At 71.6% G+C, this 18,522-nt stretch carries 16 protein-coding genes; 11 read left to right on the forward strand and 5 right to left on the reverse strand.

The genetic code is table 11. The annotated features are described in order from the left end of the window. Positions 1-5 precede the first annotated feature (5 nt). The 7 genes from K377_RS19115 (at position 6) to K377_RS19145 (ending at position 10,354) form a co-directional block, all read left to right on the forward strand. A complete protein-coding gene (locus K377_RS19115) occupies positions 6-1,460 on the forward strand; it encodes a hypothetical protein (protein WP_111664635.1) in 1,455 nt (484 codons plus the stop codon). A gap of 14 nt (positions 1,461-1,474) precedes the next feature. Then, positions 1,475-2,548: a glutamate ABC transporter substrate-binding protein gene (locus K377_RS19120; RefSeq protein ID WP_111664636.1), complete on the forward strand. Its 1,074-nt coding sequence runs from the start codon at positions 1,475-1,477 to the stop codon at positions 2,546-2,548. A 49-nt stretch (positions 2,549-2,597) separates the two neighbouring features. Then, positions 2,598-3,899: a hypothetical protein gene (locus K377_RS19125; protein ID WP_111664637.1), complete on the forward strand. Its 1,302-nt coding sequence runs from the start codon at positions 2,598-2,600 to the stop codon at positions 3,897-3,899. Positions 3,900-4,087: 188 nt separating this feature from the next. Next, positions 4,088-6,565: a serine/threonine-protein kinase gene (locus K377_RS19130; RefSeq protein ID WP_237551583.1), complete on the forward strand. Its 2,478-nt coding sequence runs from the start codon at positions 4,088-4,090 to the stop codon at positions 6,563-6,565. A 4-nt stretch (positions 6,566-6,569) separates the two neighbouring features. After that, positions 6,570-7,793 carry a PP2C family serine/threonine-protein phosphatase gene (locus tag K377_RS19135; RefSeq protein ID WP_111664865.1) on the forward strand — a complete coding sequence of 408 codons (1,224 nt, stop codon included), beginning with the start codon at positions 6,570-6,572 and terminating at the stop codon, positions 7,791-7,793. A 63-nt stretch (positions 7,794-7,856) separates the two neighbouring features. Continuing rightward, positions 7,857-9,209, forward strand: a complete 1,353-nt coding sequence (locus tag K377_RS19140) for a VWA domain-containing protein (protein ID WP_111664639.1) — start codon at positions 7,857-7,859, stop codon at positions 9,207-9,209. Positions 9,210-9,271: 62 nt separating this feature from the next. Further along, positions 9,272-10,354: an FHA domain-containing protein gene (locus tag K377_RS19145; RefSeq protein WP_111664640.1), complete on the forward strand. Its 1,083-nt coding sequence runs from the start codon at positions 9,272-9,274 to the stop codon at positions 10,352-10,354. Between the two features lie 153 nt (positions 10,355-10,507). Here the strand turns inward: K377_RS19145 and K377_RS19150 are convergent, their stop codons facing one another. Then, positions 10,508-11,506, reverse strand: coding sequence for a methyltransferase domain-containing protein (locus K377_RS19150; RefSeq protein WP_111664641.1), 999 nt, complete (start codon positions 11,504-11,506; stop codon positions 10,508-10,510). An 83-nt stretch (positions 11,507-11,589) separates the two neighbouring features. Between K377_RS19150 and K377_RS19155 the strand changes: the two genes are divergently transcribed. Further along, positions 11,590-11,994, forward strand: a complete 405-nt coding sequence (locus tag K377_RS19155; protein ID WP_111664642.1) for a globin — start codon at positions 11,590-11,592, stop codon at positions 11,992-11,994. 51 nt (positions 11,995-12,045) lie between these two features. On the opposite strand, the gene K377_RS19160 is transcribed toward K377_RS19155, so the two are convergent. The 4 genes from K377_RS19160 to K377_RS19175 all read right to left on the reverse strand — a co-directional run bounded on the left by K377_RS19160 (position 12,046) and on the right by K377_RS19175 (position 15,510). Further along, positions 12,046-12,735, reverse strand: a complete 690-nt coding sequence (locus tag K377_RS19160) for a hypothetical protein (RefSeq protein WP_111664866.1) — start codon at positions 12,733-12,735, stop codon at positions 12,046-12,048. Positions 12,736-12,740: 5 nt separating this feature from the next. Continuing rightward, complete coding sequence (locus K377_RS19165) at positions 12,741-13,157, reverse strand: thioesterase family protein (protein WP_111664643.1); 417 nt, start codon at positions 13,155-13,157, stop codon at positions 12,741-12,743. Then, on the reverse strand, positions 13,157-14,821 hold the full coding sequence (ettA, locus tag K377_RS19170) for an energy-dependent translational throttle protein EttA (RefSeq protein ID WP_111664644.1): 1,665 nt from the start codon (positions 14,819-14,821) through the stop codon (positions 13,157-13,159). Before ettA ends, K377_RS19165 begins: the two co-directional genes overlap by 1 nt. A gap of 287 nt (positions 14,822-15,108) precedes the next feature. Further along, positions 15,109-15,510 (reverse strand): hypothetical protein, encoded by a 402-nt coding sequence (locus K377_RS19175; protein WP_111664867.1) that lies wholly within the window; start codon positions 15,508-15,510, stop codon positions 15,109-15,111. 178 nt (positions 15,511-15,688) lie between these two features. Here K377_RS19175 and K377_RS19180 point away from each other — a divergent pair, with 178 nt between their 5' ends. The 3 genes from K377_RS19180 (at position 15,689) to K377_RS19190 (ending at position 18,518) form a co-directional block, all read left to right on the forward strand. Next, the gene (locus tag K377_RS19180; RefSeq protein WP_111664645.1) at positions 15,689-16,795 is read left to right on the forward strand and encodes a hypothetical protein; all 1,107 of its coding nucleotides are present in this window, start codon (positions 15,689-15,691) and stop codon (positions 16,793-16,795) included. A gap of 190 nt (positions 16,796-16,985) precedes the next feature. Beyond that, a complete protein-coding gene (locus K377_RS19185; RefSeq protein ID WP_111664646.1) occupies positions 16,986-17,561 on the forward strand; it encodes a hypothetical protein in 576 nt (191 codons plus the stop codon). A 231-nt stretch (positions 17,562-17,792) separates the two neighbouring features. Continuing rightward, positions 17,793-18,518 (forward strand): dienelactone hydrolase family protein, encoded by a 726-nt coding sequence (locus K377_RS19190; RefSeq protein WP_111664647.1) that lies wholly within the window; start codon positions 17,793-17,795, stop codon positions 18,516-18,518. Positions 18,519-18,522 lie beyond the last annotated feature (4 nt).

Genomic DNA, 18,522 nt, shown 5'->3' on the forward strand with positions numbered 1-18,522 from the left:
TCGAAGTGACATACCCGCCGAACGGAAGCACCGCGCCGCCGGCCCACACCGCGCTGCCCACGATGCCGCCGGTCCCGCCGCAGCAGACCCGCGGCACCACACCACCGGCACCCGTCGCCCCGCCCCCGGCGGAGCCCCGCCGCACGGCCTGGGCCGAGGGCATCGACCGCCTGAAGTCGGCGGCGACCACGGAGCCGGGCCGCCTGCGCATCATCGGCGCCGTGCTCGCGCTGCTCGTGATCGCGTTCGGCGCGACGACGGCCTGGCAGATGACGGACCGCTCGACGGCGGCCGACGACGTGCTGCACTCCAGCCAGCCGCTGAGCGCCGACGCGGCCGACATCTACCGCTCCCTCGCCGACGCCAACACCACGGCGTCCAGCGGCTTCCTGGCCGGCGGCCAGGAGACGGCGGCGGTCCGCGACCGGTACGAGAAGGACATCCGTACGGCCGCCGACAAGCTCGTCACGGCCGCGGCCAGCACCGACCCGGGCACCCCCTCGGCCGCCACGATCGCGAAGCTCAACAAGCTGCTGCCCGAGTACAAGGGCCTCATCGAGCGCGCCCGCGCCAACAACCGGCAGGGCTACCCGCTGGGCGGCGCCTATCTGCGGTACGCGAACGAGAAGATGCAGACCGAGATGCTCCCCGCCGCCGAGGACCTGTACACGAAGGAGAACCAGCGGCTCCGCGACGACTACGACGCGGCGACCCCCTACCCCTGGATCGCGATCGCGCTCGGCGTCATCGCCCTCGGCGGTCTCGCGTGGGCGCAGCGGCGCAACTACCGTCTGACGAACCGGGTGTTCAACCACGGCCTGCTCGCGGCCACGGCGGCCTCCACCGTCGTGCTGCTGTGGCTGGTGGTCGGGCACACGGTGGCGCGCAGCGGGCTCAACGCCTCGTACGACCAGGGCGTACGGTCGCTGAACGTGCTGCACGACGCGAGCATCGCCTCCCTGAAGGCCCGGGGCAACGAGAATCTGACGCTGGTCAGCCGCGGAGCCGAGACGGTGACCGTGGACGACGAGGTCAAGGACAAGTACGACGTCGACTTCCAGAAGCAGATGACGACACTGGCGACCAAACTGAAGGCGGCGGACTCCCTCGCCGAGGGCGACGCGTCCGGCGAGGCGCCGGTGACGAAGGCGAACAGCGCGATGCTGGAGTGGCGCAACCGCCACACCGAAGCGCGCAAGCAGGACGATTCCGGTAACTATCAGGGCGCCCTCGACAAGATCATCGGCTCGAAGGACGACAAACCGACGGGTGAGTGCTTCGATCTGGTGGACCAGAGTCTCGACCAGGCCCTGGTGCACGAGCAGACGCAGTTCACGTCCGACGCCACCGGCGGCCGCGACGCGATGACCGGACTGTCCGTCGGCGCGGCGATCCTCGCGGTGCTCGCCGCGGTGGGCGCGGTGCTGGGCATCGGGCGCAGGCTTTCGGAGTACCGGTGAGAGGGGGTGCGGAGATGGACGAGCGAGACGCGCGCAGGGTGAGTCTGCGCGGCTGGGGCGGCGTCGCGGCGATGGCCGCAGCGGTCGCCTGCGCCCTCGTGGCGGTGTTCACGGTGCTGCTCCCCCTGTCGCACACGGCGAGCGGCGACGGCAGCACGGGCCTCGGCTCGGGCGGTGTCGCCGACGGCGTGCAGGCCAGCGCCGACGACTGCTCCCCGACGGTGAAGGGGCGCGAGCCGGAGCGCAGCCTCGACCCGAAGGGCGACAAGAACGGCGCGGCGGTGAAGGCCGTCAAGGCGCGCGGCTACCTGTCCGTCGGCGTCGACCAGAACAGCTACCGCTGGGGCTACCGCGATCCCAACAAGGGCCTGGACAAGGCCGGTTCGGAAGCTGAGAAGACCAGCGAGCTGGAGGGCTTCGACATCGATCTCGCGCACGAGATCGCCGGCGAGATCCTCGGCGACCCCGACGCGATCCGGTTCCGCGCCATCCCCACCAACCAGCGCATCCCGGCGATCAAGAACGACCAGGTCGACATGGTGGTCCGCACCATGACCATCAGCTGCGACCGCCTGGCCGACGTCGACTTCTCCACCGCGTACTTCCAGACCGGCCAGCAGGTCCTCGCCCCGCGCGCCTCGGACATCACCGGCTACGACAAGTCGCTGGCCGGCAAGCGGGTCTGCACGGCGAAGGGCTCGACGGCGGAGACGGCGCTCGCCGACGGCCGCGACAAGAAGCACGAGATCCCGAGCAGCACCGACATCACCACGACCGTGCCGAACCAGCTGGACTGCCTGGTGCGCCTCCAGCTCGGCGAGGTCGACGCGGTCGTCACCGACGGCGCCCTCGCGGCGAGCCAGGCCGCGCAGGACCCGACGGTGGAGCTCAAGGGCAAGCCGTTCACCACGGAGTACTACGGCGTGGCCATGAAGAAGGGCTCCGACGACCTGGTGCGCCGGGTCAACCAGGTGCTGGAGGACTACCGCGCGGGCGGCAAGAACAGCGGCTGGCAGAAGTCCTACGACAAGTGGCTGGAGGCCGACCTCGGCCCGTCGTCCGGCCCGCCCGCACCGAAGTACAAGTAAGACCCCACCAGCACACACAGCGCAGTCGAGACGAGCGGAGAGGTGATCGATGGGCGTCGCGGGACCCCCTGGTCCAGTGATGGACCGGGACGAGGTGGACCGTGCCCTGGCCCGTCTCGGCGCCGAGCACGAGGCGATCGAGACGTCGCTGCTCGCGCTCCAGGACCACGCGGGCCGCCGCCTGCTCGAAGGCGCGCAGCTGACCGGGACGACCCGGGAGCGCTGGTCGTCGGCCGAGCAGGCGATCACCCTGCTCTGGGCGTACTTCGACGCGTACGCGGGCGCGCTGCGCACCGCCCGCGAGATCCGTTCCCAGCGCCGCTGGCCCAACCGCGACGACCTGGTGGAGCTGACCGACCTGCTGCGCGGCGAGAGCGTCACCGTCGCCTCCGGCGCGAGCACGGGCGGTCTGTCGCCGTCGATCACCGGCCCGGCGAAGCTCTCCGAACAGTTCACGCTCGCCGCGATCGTGGAGCGGATGAACGACCTGTACGCGTCGTCGCTCGACATGGTGGTGGCCGCCGACGCGGTGTGGTCGGCGCTGCCCGCCCGGATAGACCTGCTCGCCGCCGAGCTGGGCCGCACCCGGCAGCTCGCGCACTCCGTCGGCGTCCGCCCCGGCGAGCACCCGGCCGGTGACGACCTGGAGCGGATCACCGCCGTGCTGACCCGGCTGCGCGAGGAAGTGGTCTCCGACCCGCTGGCGTACTGGCAGAAGGCCGCGGGCAGTTCGGCGCCCGGCGGCGGCCGCCCGGACACCACCGCGTACGACCGTGAGGCGCGCGCCATCGAGGACGTGCGGCGCGAGATCGACGCCGTGCTCACCGTCCGGCAGGACGCGGAGGCGCGGCTCGGCCGGCTGCGGGACGTGCTCTCGCGCGCGGACCGTACGCTCGCCGAGGCGAGATCGGCGCGCGGCGAGGTCCTGGCGAAGATCGCGGCGTCGGAGGTGCCGGCCGTGTCGGGCCCGCCGACCGCGCTCCAGGAGCAGTTGGCGACGGCGGCGGAGTACCGCAGGCACGGCCAGTGGAACCGGCTCTCGCCGCTCCTGGAGTCGCTGGAGACGAAGGCGGAGGACGAACTGCTGCGCGCGCGTGAGTCGTTGACCGCGGTGACCGCTCCGCTGGCCGTCCGCGCGGAGCTGCGCGGGCGGCTCGACGCGTACAAGGCGAAGGTGGGGCGGCTCGGGTTCGCCGAGGACCCGTTCCTCGTCGAGCGGTACGACGCGGCGCGCCGCATGCTGTGGAGCGCCCCGTGCGATCTGCGGGCGGCGGAGTCGGCGGTGCTGCGGTATCAGAGGGCGGCGGCGGACGTGCTGGCAGCGCCCACGGATCAGAGGGGGGAGTCCTAGTCGTGGCGGGGGCTCAGAGATGCACGCGGCCCGGTTGTCCGGGCAGTTACGAGAACATGGGCGGGGAGCTGTACTGCGACACCTGCGGCCTGAAGCCGCAGGCCGCGCCCGCGGCGGCGCCGGGCGCCGGTCCCGCCGCGCGTCCCGGCACGTGTCAGCGGCCGGGCTGCGGCGGCTCCTACGCGGACATGGGCGGCGGTGAGCTGTACTGCGACACGTGCGGGCTCGCCCCGGTCGTGTCGGCGACCGGCATGGTGTCGTCGCCGCCGACCGGTATCGCGGGCGGCGGCGCGCGCGGCTCGCAGAGTTCCCGGTCCAGTTCCCGCTCGTCGGCCCGGTCGACGCGCACGTCGTCGCGGTCCTCGCAGTCGCGCCGGTCGGTGTCGGGGCGGCTGTCGCGTTCGCTGTCCGGTTCGTCGACCTCGCGGTCCGTGTCGGTGCGCAGTTCGGGTGCGAGCGCGAGCAGTTCGGGCCGGGCGCGGCTCGGCGCCGGGCTCGTCCGGGTGCCGGACGTGCCGCGGCCCGACCCGCGCGCGATGGTGCAGGAGAACCCCGAGGTCCCCGAGCGGAAGCGATTCTGCTCCCGTTCGGACTGCGGGGCGCCCGTGGGCCGCTCGCGCGGGGAGCGGCCGGGCCGTACCGAGGGCTTCTGCACCAAGTGCGGGCACCCGTACTCCTTCGTGCCGAAGCTGGACACGGGCGACGTCGTGCACGGCCAGTACGAGGTCGCCGGCTGTCTGGCGCACGGCGGTCTCGGCTGGGTCTACCTCGCCGTCGACCGTGCCGTCTCCGACCGCTGGGTGGTCCTCAAGGGCCTGCTCGACACCGGTGACCAGGACGCGATGGCCGCGGCGATCTCGGAGCGCCGCTTCCTCGCGGAGATCGAGCACTCGAACATCGTCCGGATCTACAACTTCGTCGAGCACCTCGACCAGCGCACCGGCTCCATGGACGGCTACATCGTCATGGAGTACGTGGGCGGCAAGTCGCTGAAGGAGATCGCCAACGAGCGGCGCACCCCGGAGGGCCGGCGTGACCCGCTGCCGGTCGAGCAGGCGTGCGCGTACGGCATCGAGGCCCTTGAGGCGCTCGGGCATCTGCACAGCCGCAATCTCCTCTACTGCGACTTCAAGGTCGACAACGCGATCCAGACCGAGGACCAGCTCAAGCTGATCGACATGGGCGCGGTCCGGCGGATGGACGACGCCGAGTCGGCGATCTACGGCACGGTCGGCTTCCAGGCGCCCGAGGTCGCCGAGGTCGGCCCGTCGGTCGCCTCCGACCTGTACACAGTCGCCCGGACGCTGGCCCTGCTGACCTTCGACTTCCAGGGCTACACGAACGTCTTCGCGGACTCGCTGCCCGACCCGGACAACATCGAGGTCTTCCGCCGCTACGAGTCGTTCTACCGGCTCCTTGTGCGCGCGACCGACCCGGACCCGGCCCGCCGCTTCGCGTCCGCGCAGGAGATGGCGGAGCAGCTGACGGGCGTCCTGCGCGAGGTCGTCGCGCTCCAGACGAACCGGCCGCGCCCGGCCCTGTCGACGCTCTTCGGTCCTGAAGTGAAGGTCACGGACACGGAGTTGTTCGGCCGGCTCGACACCGACGTGTCGCGGCTCGGCGTGCGCGAGGTCCCCGTACGGGCCCGGCGGGGCAAGCCGGTCGCGCCGCACCCGGTGCCCGCGCTGCCGCCGTCCCCCTCGGCCCTGGTCAGACCGCTCCAGGCGGTCGGCACCGCGCTGGCCCTGCCGGTCCCCCGGGTCGACCCGAACGACGCGAACGCCGGGTTCCTCGCGGGCCTGATGACCTCGGCGCCCGCCGAGCTGATCACGGCCCTGCACGCGGCGCCCAGCGGCTCCCTCGAACTGCGCCTGCGCGAGCTGCGGGCCCGCCTGGAGATGGGCGACCTCGACGCCGCGGGACGCGGCCTGGCGGCCCTGGAGGCGGACCACCCCGACGACTGGCGGGTGGTCTGGTACCGGGGCGTGGCCGCGCTCTCGGTCGGCGACCACGCGAACGCGGCACTGTCGTTCGACGCGATCTACGACGCGTTCCCCGGCGAGCCCGCGCCGAAGCTGGCGCTCGGCGTCTGCGCGGAGGTCCTGGGCCAGTTGGACAACGCGGCGGAGTACTACCGCCTCGTCTGGGCCACCGACCCGAGCTATGTCAGCGCGGCGTTCGGCCTGGCCCGCGTGCAGCTCGCCGCCGGCGACCGGGCCGGCGCGGTGCGCACCCTGGAGTCGGTGCCCGAGTCCTCCATCCACTACACGGCGGCCCGGGTCGCCGCGGTCCGGGCCCGCCTGCGCGGACGGATCGCGGAGGCCCCGGTGTCCGCCGACGGCGACCCGCTGCTGGGCGACCTGACGGCCGCCGCGGGGCAGGTCGAGGCGCTCGACGCGTTCGGCCTCGACGCGGTGCGCCGCGAGCAGTTGTCCACCGAGGTCCTCGGTACCGCGCTCGACTGGGTACTCTCCGGTAGGCAGGGTTCCGGTCAGCCGGCAGGCCCCGTACGCACAGCGGTGCTCGGCAACGATCTGGACGAGCGCGGACTGCGCCTCGGCCTGGAGCGCTCGTACCGGACACTGGCCAGGCTCGCTTCAAGGGGCGAGGAGAGGATCGAACTGGTGGAGCGGGCCAACCGCTACCGCCCTCGGACGTGGGTGTGAGTTGATGTCGCAGACGCACCAGTCGACAGCTACGTGTCCCAGCTGCGAGGAGCCGCTCGAAGAGAGCGACCGCTTCTGCGGAGCCTGCGGGTACGACCTTTCGTCGACGCCCCGGGCGGCGGCGCCCGCACCGGAGGAGGCCGCGCCGGAGGGGACCACCGAGTGGCCGGCCGCGCAGGAGCCGGACAGTTCGGACACCCCGGCTCCGGTGCACCTGCCGACGGACCTGGAGGGCCTCGAGTCCGGCGGCGCCGCGCCCGATCCCCGTACCGCGACGCCCGAGCAGCTGGAGGCGGCCACTCCGGCGGCCGGCACCAAGCTGTGCGTGGCCTGCCGCGCGGGGCAGGTGGACCAGGACGGCTACTGCGAGAACTGCGGGCACGCCCAGCCGCGTGAACGCGACCACATGGAGCAGGAGTTGGACGCGGTCGCCGCGGTCAGCGACCGCGGCCTGCGCCACCACCGCAACGAGGACGCGTTCGTGATCTCCTCGGCCGCGCTGCCCGACGGCTCGCCCGCCGTGGTCGCGCTGGTCTGCGACGGGGTGTCGTCCGCGACCCGCCCCGACGACGCCTCGCTCGCCGCGACCCGCGCGGCCAACGAGTCGCTGCACGAGTCCCTGCCCCGCGGCACCCACCCGCAGCAGGCCCTGCACGAGGCGATCCTGACGGCCGCCGAGGCTGTCAACGCGCTGGCGCAGGAGCCCGCGACGGCCCGCGAGCACCAGCCGCACCAGAACGCCCCGGCGTGCACCTTCGTCGGCTCGATCGTCACCCGCGAGCTGCTCGTCGTCGGCTGGGTCGGCGACTCGCGCGCCTACTGGGTGCCCGACGACCGCACCGCGACCGCGGCCCGGCTCACCGAGGACGACTCGTGGGCCGCGCAGATGGTCGCGGCGGGCCTGATGAACGAGGCGGAGGCGTACGCCGACGAGCGCGCCCACGCGATCACGGGCTGGCTCGGCGCGGACGCCTACGAACTGGAGCCGCACACGGCTTCCTTCAAGCCGGACCGGCCTGGTGTCGTGGTGGTGTGCACGGACGGCCTGTGGAACTACGCGGAATCGGCCGAGGAGATGGCCCGGGCCGTGCCCGCCGACGCCGCCGGGCGTCCGCTGCACGCGGCGCAGGTGCTGACCGGGCACGCCCTCGACGGCGGGGGCCACGACAACGTAACAGTGGCGGTCCTGCCGTTCCCGGGGGCCCGGCAGGGGGCAGGATCGGCCTGAGGCCGACCCGCCCCGCGGGCCGCTCATTGCTCAAGTGATGTTGTCCAGGGGGGACTTGTCATCATGGCCAATTTCTCGAAGCCGACCGTGCCGCAGTTCGCGGTCGAGGTGTACCAGAACGAGTACCTGCCGGAGGGGGGCCGCGAGGTCAACGCGATCGTCACGGTGACCTCGACGGGCGGGGGGACGGTGGGCGGCGCCGTGGGCGCGCCGCACCTGTACAGCCCGGGCAGCGCCGTGGACGCGGCGGTCGCGCTGATGGTCGACTGCTCCGGCTCGATGGACTACCCGCCGACCAAGATGCGCGGGGCCCGCGAGGCGTCGGCCGCCGCGATCGACACCCTGCGCGACGGCGTGCACTTCGCGGTGATCGCGGGCACCCACGTCGCCAAGGAGATCTATCCGGGCGGCGGCCGGCTCGCCGTCGCCGACGCCACCACCCGCGACCAGGCCAAGCAGGCGCTGCGCAAGCTGTCCGCGGGCGGCGGCACGGCGATCGGCACCTGGCTGCGGCTCGCCGACCGGCTGCTGTACGCGGCCGACTCCTCGGCGTCGATGGTGCGGCACGGCATCCTGCTGACCGACGGGCGCAACGAGCACGAGTCGCCGGAGGACCTGCGGGCGACCCTGGACGCGACCGCGGGCCGCTTCACCTGTGACGCGCGGGGCGTGGGCACCGACTGGGAAGTGAAGGAAGTCACAGGGATCGCCTCGGCGCTGCTCGGCACCGCCGACATCGTCGCCGACCCGGCGCACCTCGCCGACGACTTCACGCAGATGATGGAGACGGCGATGGGCAAGGAGGTCGCGGACGTGGCGCTGCGCCTGTGGACCCCGCTCGGCTCCGAGATCAAGTTCGTCAAGCAAGTGGCGCCCACCGTCGAGGAGTTGACCGAGCGCCGCACGGAGGCGGGCCCGCGGGCCGGGGACTACCCCACCGGCTCCTGGGGCGACGAGTCCCGCGACTACCACGTCTGTGTCCAGGTCCCCAGCGCCGAGCTGGGCCAGGAGATGCTGGCCGCCCGCGTCTCCCTGATCGTCCCGCAGCCGGACGGCTCGGCCCAGACGCTCTCGCAGGGCCTGGTCCGCGCGGTCTGGACGGACGACATGACGGCCTCCACGTCCATCAACCCGCAGGTGGCCCACTACACGGGCCAGGCGGAACTGGCGCAGGCGATCCAGCAGGGCCTGGACGCGCGCAAGGCGGGTGACGCGGACGGGGCGACGGCGAAACTGGGCCGCGCGGTGCAGCTCGCGGCGCTCTCCGGAAACGCCGATACGGCGAAACTGCTTTCGAAGGTGGTGGACGTGGTGGACGCCGCGGAAGGTACTGTTCGATTGAAGCCGAAGGTCGCGGAGGCCGACGAGATGACTCTCGAGACCCGCTCCACCAAGACCGTACGCGTCAAGAAATAGCCATCCGAGATCACCCATGGCAAGCCCGGGCTTGCACGTGAAGGAGAGGGGGAAGCGCCGACATGCCGACCTGCCCGAACGGACACCAGTCGGGTTCCGACGACTGGTGCGAGGTCTGCGGTCACCGCATGGCCGGTGCCGTACCCCCGCCCCCGCCGCCGCCTCCGGCCCCCGGCTACGGCTACCCGCCGCAGCAGCAGGCCCCGCAGGCGCCGCCGCGCGCGCCCGAGCTGTGCCCGCAGTGCCGTACGCCGCGCGAGGGCGGTGCGCCGTTCTGCGAGGAGTGCCGCTGGAACTTCCTCACGAACACGGCGACGTCGTACACTCCGGCGGCCCCGAACCCGCCGCTGCCCACGTCGGGCGGCCCGGGAGGCCCCGGCAACCCGGCGATGCGCTTCCAGCAGCCGCCGCAGGGCCCCGGCCAGGGCCCGGGTCAGGGCCAGGACCCGTACGAGTACCAGGGTTCGCGCCCCTCGCAGATGAACCGCCCGGCCGAGCCGATCCCGCCGGCCCCGTTCGGCAGCGAGCCCTCGGGCCCGGCCCCGTTCCCGCAGGGCCCGCCGCAGGCCTACCAGCAGCCTCCGGCCCCGCCCGCCCCGACGTTCGGCGGCCCCGGCCCCGGTGGTCCCGGTGGCCCGGGCGGCGACGACTGGACGATCTCCCCGCCGTCGGGCCCCACCACGGCGCCGGACCAGGGCTACCAGCAGCAGCCTCCGCCGCCCCAGCAGTCGCAGGGCTATGTGACGTGGTCGGCGACGATCGGCCCGGACCGCGACTACTTCATGGCGATGATGCAGCGCAGCGGTCCGGAGGCATCGGGCCTGAACCTGCCCGCGTACTCCCCGGAGCAGCAGCGTCCCCTGGTCGGCAACCAGCTCACGATCGGCCGCCGCCGCCACTCCACCGGCGACACCCCCGACATCGACCTCTCGGTCCCGCCGGAGGACCCCGGGGTCTCGCACCAGCACGCGGTCCTGGTCCAGCAGCCGGACGGCAGCTGGGCGGTCGTCGACCAGAACTCGACGAACGGCACGACGGTCAACGGCGGCGAGGAGCCCATCCAGCCCTTCGTCCCGGTCCCCCTCCAGGACGGCGACCGGGTCCACGTGGGCGCCTGGACGACGATCACGATCCACAGGGCCTGAGAGCCACACGGGCCCCGTCAGGGGCGCGGGGAACTGCGCGCTCAGCCACGACGAGGGCCGCAGCCGACGAAGCACCGCAGGCGGGCGGGGGTCCGGGGGCGCAGCCCCCGGTTTCGGGACGGGAAGGGGCGGCGGGGGCGACTTCTCCCCGCCTCAGCCCCCGCCCCCCGGATCCCACGGACAGGCCCCACCCGGATCGTCCAGCCACACCCACTCCCGCCCGCCCCGAACGGTCACCCCGAACCGCTCCCGCCCGGGCCGCCCCATCCCCTCCCACCACGCCAGAACCTCCCGAGCGGCAACCCGCCCCCCGCTCAAGCCCAGCACGAACCGAAACGAATCATCCCGGGCCACCCCCAGCGGCACCCCACCCACGTCCCCGGCACAGGCCCCGCCCCCGCCCCCTTCCCCCCGCACGGCGACGAAATAGGCCGGCGACGCCAGGAACCGCCCCTGCGCGACCCCCGCGTCCCGCACATCGAGCACCAGCAACCCGGTCGAGACGGGCGCCAGAATCCGCGCCCCCACCCGGCACTGCCCCGGCCACCCCACCGGCACCCCCCGCAACGCACACGTCGCCACGATCCGGTCGAACGGCGCCCGCTCGGCACACCCCCGCGCCCCGTCCCCGGTGACGACGGCGGGCCGGTACCCCGCGGCAGCGAGATGCGCCCGGGCCGACTCGGTGATCTCCGGGTCGAGGTCGACGGTGGTGACGGCGTCGTCCCCGAGCCGGTGCGCGAGCAGCGCGGCGTTGTACCCGGTCCCGGCCCCGATCTCCAGCACCCGGTGCCCCTCGCGCACATCGAGGTCGACCAGCATCTTCGCCATGAGGGACGGCTGGCTGCTGGAGGAGACGAGTTCCCCGTCGCGCAGCCGGGTGGCCAGCGGCTGATCCGCGTACGCCCCGCGCAGCCACCGTTCGCGCCGTACGGGATCGGGGTCCTCCCCCCACAGCCGCTCGTACCCGCCGGGCGCCCCGACGAAGTAGTACGGCACGAAGAGGTGGCGCGGCACCTGCTCGAAGGCGGCCCGCCACCCCGGATCCCCGTCCCAGATCCCGGTCGCGGCGATCCCGCGCACGAGCCCGGCCCGCGCCTGTTCGGCGAGGACCGCGAGACCGCCCGCTCCGCCGACGCGCTCCGTACCCATACGACCACTGTGCGGCCCGCGTCCCGAATCGGCGAGGTCCTACGCCCCAGGTCCTGGATCTCCGCGTCTGAGACGATGGACGGGTGACTGAGACCCCGCGCGACGCGCTCCAGGAGCTGACCTTCTTCGAGCAGGTCGGCGGCGAGGAGACCTTCCGTCGCCTCGTGCACCGCTTCTACGAGGGCGTCGCCCAGGACCCGCTGCTGCGCCCCATGTACCCCGAGGAGGACCTGGGCCCGGCCGAGGAGCGCCTCGCGCTGTTCCTGATGCAGTACTGGGGCGGCCCGCGCACGTACAGCGACAACCGGGGCCACCCGCGCCTGCGGATGCGGCACGCGCCGTTCCAGGTGGACCGGGCGGCGCACGACGCGTGGCTGAAGCACATGCGGGACGCGGTCGACGACCTCGGCCTGTCCGAGGAGCACGAGCGGACGCTGTGGAACTACCTGACGTACGCGGCGGCGTCGATGGTGAACACGGCGGGCTGATCCTCGTACTGGCTGCCGGGGCCGTCGGGGCTGTAGGGGCTGTAGGGGCCCTCAGGCGGGCATGACGCCGAGTCCGCCGAGCCCGGCGGCGGGCCCCTGCCGCACGGCGACGGACCCGTAGGCGGTACGCAGCCGCAGCCACGCCCCGGCGGCCAGCAGATCCACGGAGGGCCCCCGCAGGAACCCGAGCGACACGGCCGCGTGCGCGACCCGCACCGGGACGGCCTCTCCGCCGTCCAGGATGATCTCCCGGGACCAGATGTCCCGCCCGATGCGATCGAGCGCGGCCCGGGTCCGCTCCTCGGCCGCCAGTCCGTCGACCCGCGAGCGGAATTCGCCCACGGCGGTCTTCACGAGCCCGCGCAGCTCATCGGCGGCGGGGAACCCCTCCACCCGTCGCCAGCCGCCCCGCGGGGGCAGCACGCCGGCCCAGGGCGGCCCGGTGACGGCGGCCGGAACCGTCGCGGTGGCGCCGCTCTCGTCGACGGAGTCGAGCAGCTCACCGGCGGAGACGGTCACGTCGAGCGCGTCGTCGATCCCGTTCTCGTACGGCTTGAGGAGCCGGGCCGTCCGGATCGCGAGGACCTCGAACGACGGCGGCCGTCCGAACACCGCGAGCGCCTGCCCGCCGGCCTGGGCCTGCAGCCGGACGGCGGCCGCCTTGTCGTAGTGCAGCAGCCGGCCGAGGAAGGCGGCGACGTCCGCCGCCTCCCCGGCATCGGCGAAGGACAGCACCGGCACGCTGCTCATGCGGCGAGCGCCCCCGGGTCGCTGTCGTCCTGGTACTCCTTGAGGAATTCCTTCTCCTCGGCGGTGATCCGCCGGGGCCGCTGCGCCTCGAAGTCGAACGGCACGATGACCGTCGAGGCGCGCACGTACACCACGTCCTCGTCCTTGACCTCGTAGGCGAGCGTGAACGAGGCGGCCCGTATTTGGGTCACCCACAGCTCGATGGCCACCGGCGCGTGCCGGTGGACCAACTGCCGCTTGTAGTCGATCTCATGGCGCGCCACGACAGACCCCTGCTGGAAATCCTTGTCCGGCCGGAACAGGAAGTCGATGCGCGCTTCTTCGAGGTACCGAAGAAAGACCACATTGTTGACGTGGCCGTACGCATCCATGTCCGCCCAGCGCAGGGGGCAGGCGTATACGTGGCGAGCCATCAGCCGCGGGTCAGCTTCTTGTAGGTGGCGCGGTGCGGGCGGGCCGCATCGGCACCGAGGCGCTCGACCTTGTTCTTCTCGTAGGACTCGAAGTTGCCCTCGAACCAGAACCACTTGGAGTCACCCTCGTAGGCGAGGATGTGCGTGGCGACCCGGTCCAGGAACCACCGGTCGTGAGAGACGACGACGGCGCAGCCGGGGAACTCCAGCAGCGCGTTCTCGAGGCTGCTCAGGGTCTCGACGTCGAGGTCGTTGGTCGGCTCGTCGAGGAGCAGCAGGTTGCCGCCCTGCTTGAGGGTGAGCGCGAGGTTGAGGCGGTTGCGCTCACCACCGGAGAGCACACCGGCCGGCTTCTGCTGGTCCGGGCCCTTGAAGCCGAAGGCGGAGACGTACGCGCGGGACGGCATCTCGACCTGCCCGACGTTGATGTAGTCGAGCTCGTCGCTCACCACGGCCCAAAGGGTCTTCTTCGGGTCGATGTTGGAGCGGTTCTGGTCGACGTACGAGATCTTGACGGTGTCGCCGACCTTGATGCTGCCGGAGTCCGCCGCCTCCAGACCCTGGATCATCTTGAACAGGGTGGTCTTGCCGGCGCCGTTCGGGCCGATGATGCCGACGATGCCGTTGCGCGGCAGGGTGAACGACAGATCGTCGATCAGCACCTTGTCGCCGAAGGCCTTGCTGAGGTGCTCGACCTCGACGACGATGCTGCCCAGACGCGGGCCCGGCGGGATCTGGATCTCCTCGAAGTCCAGCTTCCGCATCTTGTCGGCCTCGGCGGCCATCTCCTCGTAGCGGGCAAGACGCGCCTTGGACTTGGCCTGACGCCCCTTGGCGTTGGACCGCACCCACTCCAGCTCTTCCTTGAGCCGCTTCTGCCGCTTCTCGTCCTTCTTGCCCTCGACCTTGAGCCGCTCGGACTTCTTGGTCAGGTAGGTCGAGTAGTTGCCCTCGTAGGGAATGGCGCGGCCGCGGTCGAGTTCCAGGATCCACTCGGCGACGTTGTCGAGGAAGTACCGGTCGTGGGTGACCGCCACGACAGCGCCCTTGTACTGGGCGAGGTGCTGCTCCAGCCAGTTCACGGACTCGGCGTCGAGGTGGTTGGTGGGCTCGTCGAGGAGCAGCAGGTCGGGCGCCTCGATCAGCAGCTTGCACAGCGCGACGCGGCGCTTCTCACCACCGGAGAGGTTGGTGACGGGCCAGTCGCCGGGCGGGCAGCCCAGGGCGTCCATGGCCTGCTCCAGCTGACCGTCGAGGTCCCACGCGTCGGCGTGGTCGAGGTCCTCCTGGAGCTTCCCCATCTCCTCCATGAGCTCGTCCGAGTAATCGGTGGCCATGAGCTCGGCGACCTCGTTGAACCGCTTGAGCTTGCCCATGATCTCGGCGGCGCCGTCCTGGACGTTCTCCAGCACGGTCTTGGACTCGTCGAGCTTGGGCTCCTGCATGAGGATGCCGACGCTGAACCCGGGCGACAGGTAGGCGTCACCGTTCGACGGCTGCTCGAGGCCCGCCATGATCTTCAGGACGGTCGACTTACCGGCACCGTTCGGACCGACGACGCCGATCTTCGCTCCCGGCAGGAAGTTCAAGGTGACGTCATCGAGGATCACCTTGTCGCCGTGCGCCTTGCGCGTCTTGCGCATGGTGTAGATGAACTCAGCCAAGAGAAACCGTCCGGCAGTCGAAGTGTGGTCGCGTAAGGGGCCCGCGTGCGCGGCTCCACCGCGCGAGGGCAGATACACCCCATCTTGCCGCATCGCTAGTGCTGGGCGGAAACCCGTATCGGTGGGTGGGCCTGAACTGGGGGTTCTGCCCGATGGCCGGTAGCTGGGCTGTCACTGTCGGTCGCTGATCGACGGCCCCGGGCCTTGAATGCAGAGGGAGGAGGGAGGCCTCCTCGGCGCTCGCCCGGCTCGGCTCGGACTGCTCGGCGCATGTGACAAGAGCTTCCCTACCAGTCACGCCATCGGTCGGTGAGTTGATAGCGGCCCAGCCCCTGCCGTGCGGTCAGAGCGACGACATCGATTCCCTGCTCGGTGAGCGCTTCGTCGATGAAGTCGCACAGCTGCTCGCGTTCGCCCGTCTCGTAGGCATCGCCGCCGTGCTCGTCGTTGACGGCGTTCAGGGCCAGAACAACACGTTCCACCGCAGCGAGGACGGGCTCGTCGGGCGCACCTCGGAGCGACGCAAGCTCCGCCTCGAACGCGTCCAGGACACTGTCGGTAGCGGTGAGCAGAGATTCGGGAAACAGCTCGGCCATGCACGCGCATTCCGGATCCAACGTGCCGGCGGCCACATCCCGTTGCTCCGCCGCTATGTCCTCGCGCCAAGCGGATGTAGGTCTCTCAGTCATGGGCGGACCGTACAGCCGGCCACTGACAGTCATGGCCTCCGACAGTTGTGGCCTCCGACAGTCGTGTCCTCTGATCGCACGCGACGATGGCACGTTGCTTTCCCACAACGGATGAGAAATCAGTTGGCCGGTCGTCGCCGGGCTGCGACGATGCCTCTGTTGCCCAGGCGGAGGCCATTTGTTCGTTTTCGTGTGTGCGGGGTGCGGTGCCGAGTTGACGATCCCGCTGTCTCAGGTGCCACTGCCGATCCACGCACGTCAGAAGTATGGGAACGGGATTCAGCTTCCGGTGCTCATGCGGTCCGGGACGTTTGCCGTGGACCCGGAGCCGTGGGGTGGACCGTGGCGGATGTGGGACGAGATCGACCCGAGTGAAGCAGAGGCACGCGGCATCTACGCGCAGGTGCACGCCCTGTCCGACGCCACGCCCGGGGCGAGCGTCATCGCGCCAGGCGATATCCGTGGCACCCGGCTGATTCCTGAGGAGCGCGGCAGCGCCTGCTGTGGCGTGGACGGGGCCGACGGGCCCAACATGGCCTGCGATGCGTGCGGCCTCCCCGTGGCGAGCAGGGTCGACGACTGCTCGCTCTGGCAGCAAGTGCGGCTCAGCTCAAACGCCGTGCATCGCGTCCCCGTCGACGGTGCACAAGCTGTGCTCGTCCCCTGGGCGGAACTGGCAGAGAGGGGAGAGAAAACGCCCCCGTTCGAGCCGATTGCCACGTGGGGAGGACAGCTCGGATCGAACCACTACTGGTCGTGGAGCCCACAATGGGAGGCGGCAGCCGGCCAGGCGCTCGCCCACCTGTTGGTTGCCTCCCAGGGGCAGCCGGTGGAGGTCCCTGACGGGCTGGTCGCGGACGTGTTCCAACGCGCGCTCGACGCCCTGATACCCGCGGGTTCCCCGCGACGGCGCGCCGTTCTGGCCGGACCAGGACGGCCCTGCCCCGACGCGGACGTCGACATCCTCCTCGTACCGCTTCATCCCCAGACCGGTGGACCTTGGACCCCGGCCGGCCCCACCACGTCGGCATACCTGGTGCCCCTGCCGCTGGGGGTGTGGCTGTGGCTCGTCTCTCCGCAGCCGTACCTGCCGGTTCCCGCCTCGGGCCGCATGCCCAAAGACGTTCTTCGCGACGACCCGCTCCCCCAGCTCTCCAACGCCCTGTTCCGGGCCGACCGGGGAACGTTCCAACACATCCTGGCCCGGCTGCCGGCCGTTCGCAGCCCATGGCTGCGAACGATCGCCGAGAACCTGGCGCAGGGCGCCTTGGTCGAATTCCTCTAGCCGCCGGCAATCGAACAGCACCGGGCTTCCCCTGCCGTCGGCGTCGGCTGTCCAATCCCAGGAACAAAGCCACTCGGCGAATCCGCCCGTGCCCAGAAGCGATCGGCGGCGGCGCGGAAGAGCATTCACGGTCACCCCCTTGCAGGCAAGATGCTGTTCGCACGACTCACTCCATCGATCAGGGGGCTCCATGGGAAGCGCACTCGTCGGGTTGGCTGTTGCGGTCGTCGGTGTGGCTGGCACGCTCATCGCCTCTGTCCTGTCTCAACGCTCCCTGGCCCGCGTTCAATCGGCGCAGTTCGAGCGGGAGCAGCGAGTGGCGGAAGTTCAGTGGCAGCGCGAGCAGCGGGTGGCCGAGCTGAATCGTCGGCGCGACAGCTATATGCAGGTCAACGCGTCCTTTCGACGCTACCGAACGCAGCTCGTGAACTTCCTGTGGACCGTGCAGAAGCAAGCTGTCACGCCGGAAGCCCGGGAATCGGTCGAGGAGGCTCGGAGCCACCACCACTCGGTCTTCGCTGAGGCTCAGCTCATCGCGTCCACCGCGGTTCTGGCCGAATTGGATGGGATGACCACGGCGCTCTCCGAGGTCTACCGGCGAATCATGAGTCTGGAAGAAGGGAATCCGGATCCGGATGGAGCCTTCGACGACATACGAGTCGACTTCACTCGCCTTTGGGCGCGTTGGGAGCAGATGCGCGGCGTGATGCGCACCGACCTGGGTGCCGGCCACGAGGCTGTCGGGCCAACGGCGATCAGAGCCTGACTGGTCCGTCTCGGGCGTGCCAAGGCCCCGAGATGGACCAAGTGCCCAGGGCAGGCAACTGGGTCTCGTCAGCGCCGCGTCCACGCCTCCCGGCCCCGCCCGATGGGGATCCCGTGGACGATCTCGCCTGAGCCGCAGACGGGCTCGTTCCGGAATACATCGGAGACCTGCCTTCTGCCGGAGGCAGAACACCGGACCGACCGGGCTCGACGGTCCCTACAGTCCAAGCTCATGACGACGGTTACCACGCGCACGATCGCCTACGCGGCCGACGGCCTCACGATGGTCGGGCACCTCGCGCTCCCGGCCGGTGTCGGCCGTCGGCCCGCGGTTCTGGTCGGGCCCGAGGGGGTGGGGCTCAGTGACGTCGAGCGGCGCCGGGCCGATGCGCTCGCCGAGCTCGGCTATGTGGCGCTGGCCTTCGATCTCCACGGCGGGCGCTATCTGGGCGACCCCGAGGAGATGCTGGCCCGGTGCATGCCGCTGCTCGCCGACCCCGACCGGATGCGGGGCATCGGTCACGCGGCGCTCGACGTGCTGCTCGCCGAGCCGCGGACCGACCCGGACCGGATCGCCGCCGTCGGCTACGGCACCGGGGGCGCCATCGCACTGGAACTCGGGCGCGACGGCGTAGACCTGCGCGCGATCGCGACGGTCAACGCACTGACCACGGGCCGACCGGGAGAAGCGGCGCGCATCCGCTGCCCGGTCTGGGCCGGGGTCGGATCGGAAGACCCGATCATGCCGCCCGCTCAACGGGACGCTTTCGCCGCCGAGATGCAGGCCGCGGGGGTCGACTGGCGCCTCGTGGTCTACGGCGGCGCCTTGCACGCCTTCCATCACCCAACGGTCGACCACACCGTGCGCCCAGGAGTCGGCTTTCACCCGCAGCACGCGCGGCGAGCCTGGCGGGACGTCGTCGACCTGCTCGCCGAGTGCCTGCCCGCGCCCCAGTGATCCG

Origin of the sequence: Streptomyces sp. PsTaAH-137 (assembly GCF_003259365.1) — a bacterium.
Lineage (GTDB): Bacteria > Actinomycetota > Actinomycetes > Streptomycetales > Streptomycetaceae > Streptomyces.

What these genes read in the sequence shown, in the direction of transcription:
- K377_RS19120 (WP_111664636.1), top strand. Translation starts at nt 1,475, where the DNA reads ATGGACGAGCGAGACGCGCGCAGGGTGAGTCTGCGCGGCTGGGGCGGC.
- K377_RS19125 (WP_111664637.1), top strand. Translation starts at nt 2,598, where the DNA reads ATGGGCGTCGCGGGACCCCCTGGTCCAGTGATGGACCGGGACGAGGTG.
- K377_RS19130 (WP_237551583.1), top strand. Translation starts at nt 4,088, where the DNA reads ATGGGCGGCGGTGAGCTGTACTGCGACACGTGCGGGCTCGCCCCGGTC.
- K377_RS19135 (WP_111664865.1), top strand. Translation starts at nt 6,570, where the DNA reads ATGTCGCAGACGCACCAGTCGACAGCTACGTGTCCCAGCTGCGAGGAG.
- K377_RS19140 (WP_111664639.1), top strand. Translation starts at nt 7,857, where the DNA reads ATGGCCAATTTCTCGAAGCCGACCGTGCCGCAGTTCGCGGTCGAGGTG.
- K377_RS19145 (WP_111664640.1), top strand. Translation starts at nt 9,272, where the DNA reads ATGCCGACCTGCCCGAACGGACACCAGTCGGGTTCCGACGACTGGTGC.
- K377_RS19150 (WP_111664641.1), bottom strand. Translation starts at nt 11,506, where the DNA reads ATGGGTACGGAGCGCGTCGGCGGAGCGGGCGGTCTCGCGGTCCTCGCC.
- K377_RS19165 (WP_111664643.1), bottom strand. Translation starts at nt 13,157, where the DNA reads ATGGCTCGCCACGTATACGCCTGCCCCCTGCGCTGGGCGGACATGGAT.
- K377_RS19175 (WP_111664867.1), bottom strand. Translation starts at nt 15,510, where the DNA reads ATGACTGAGAGACCTACATCCGCTTGGCGCGAGGACATAGCGGCGGAG.
- K377_RS19185 (WP_111664646.1), top strand. Translation starts at nt 16,986, where the DNA reads ATGGGAAGCGCACTCGTCGGGTTGGCTGTTGCGGTCGTCGGTGTGGCT.
- K377_RS19190 (WP_111664647.1), top strand. Translation starts at nt 17,793, where the DNA reads ATGACGACGGTTACCACGCGCACGATCGCCTACGCGGCCGACGGCCTC.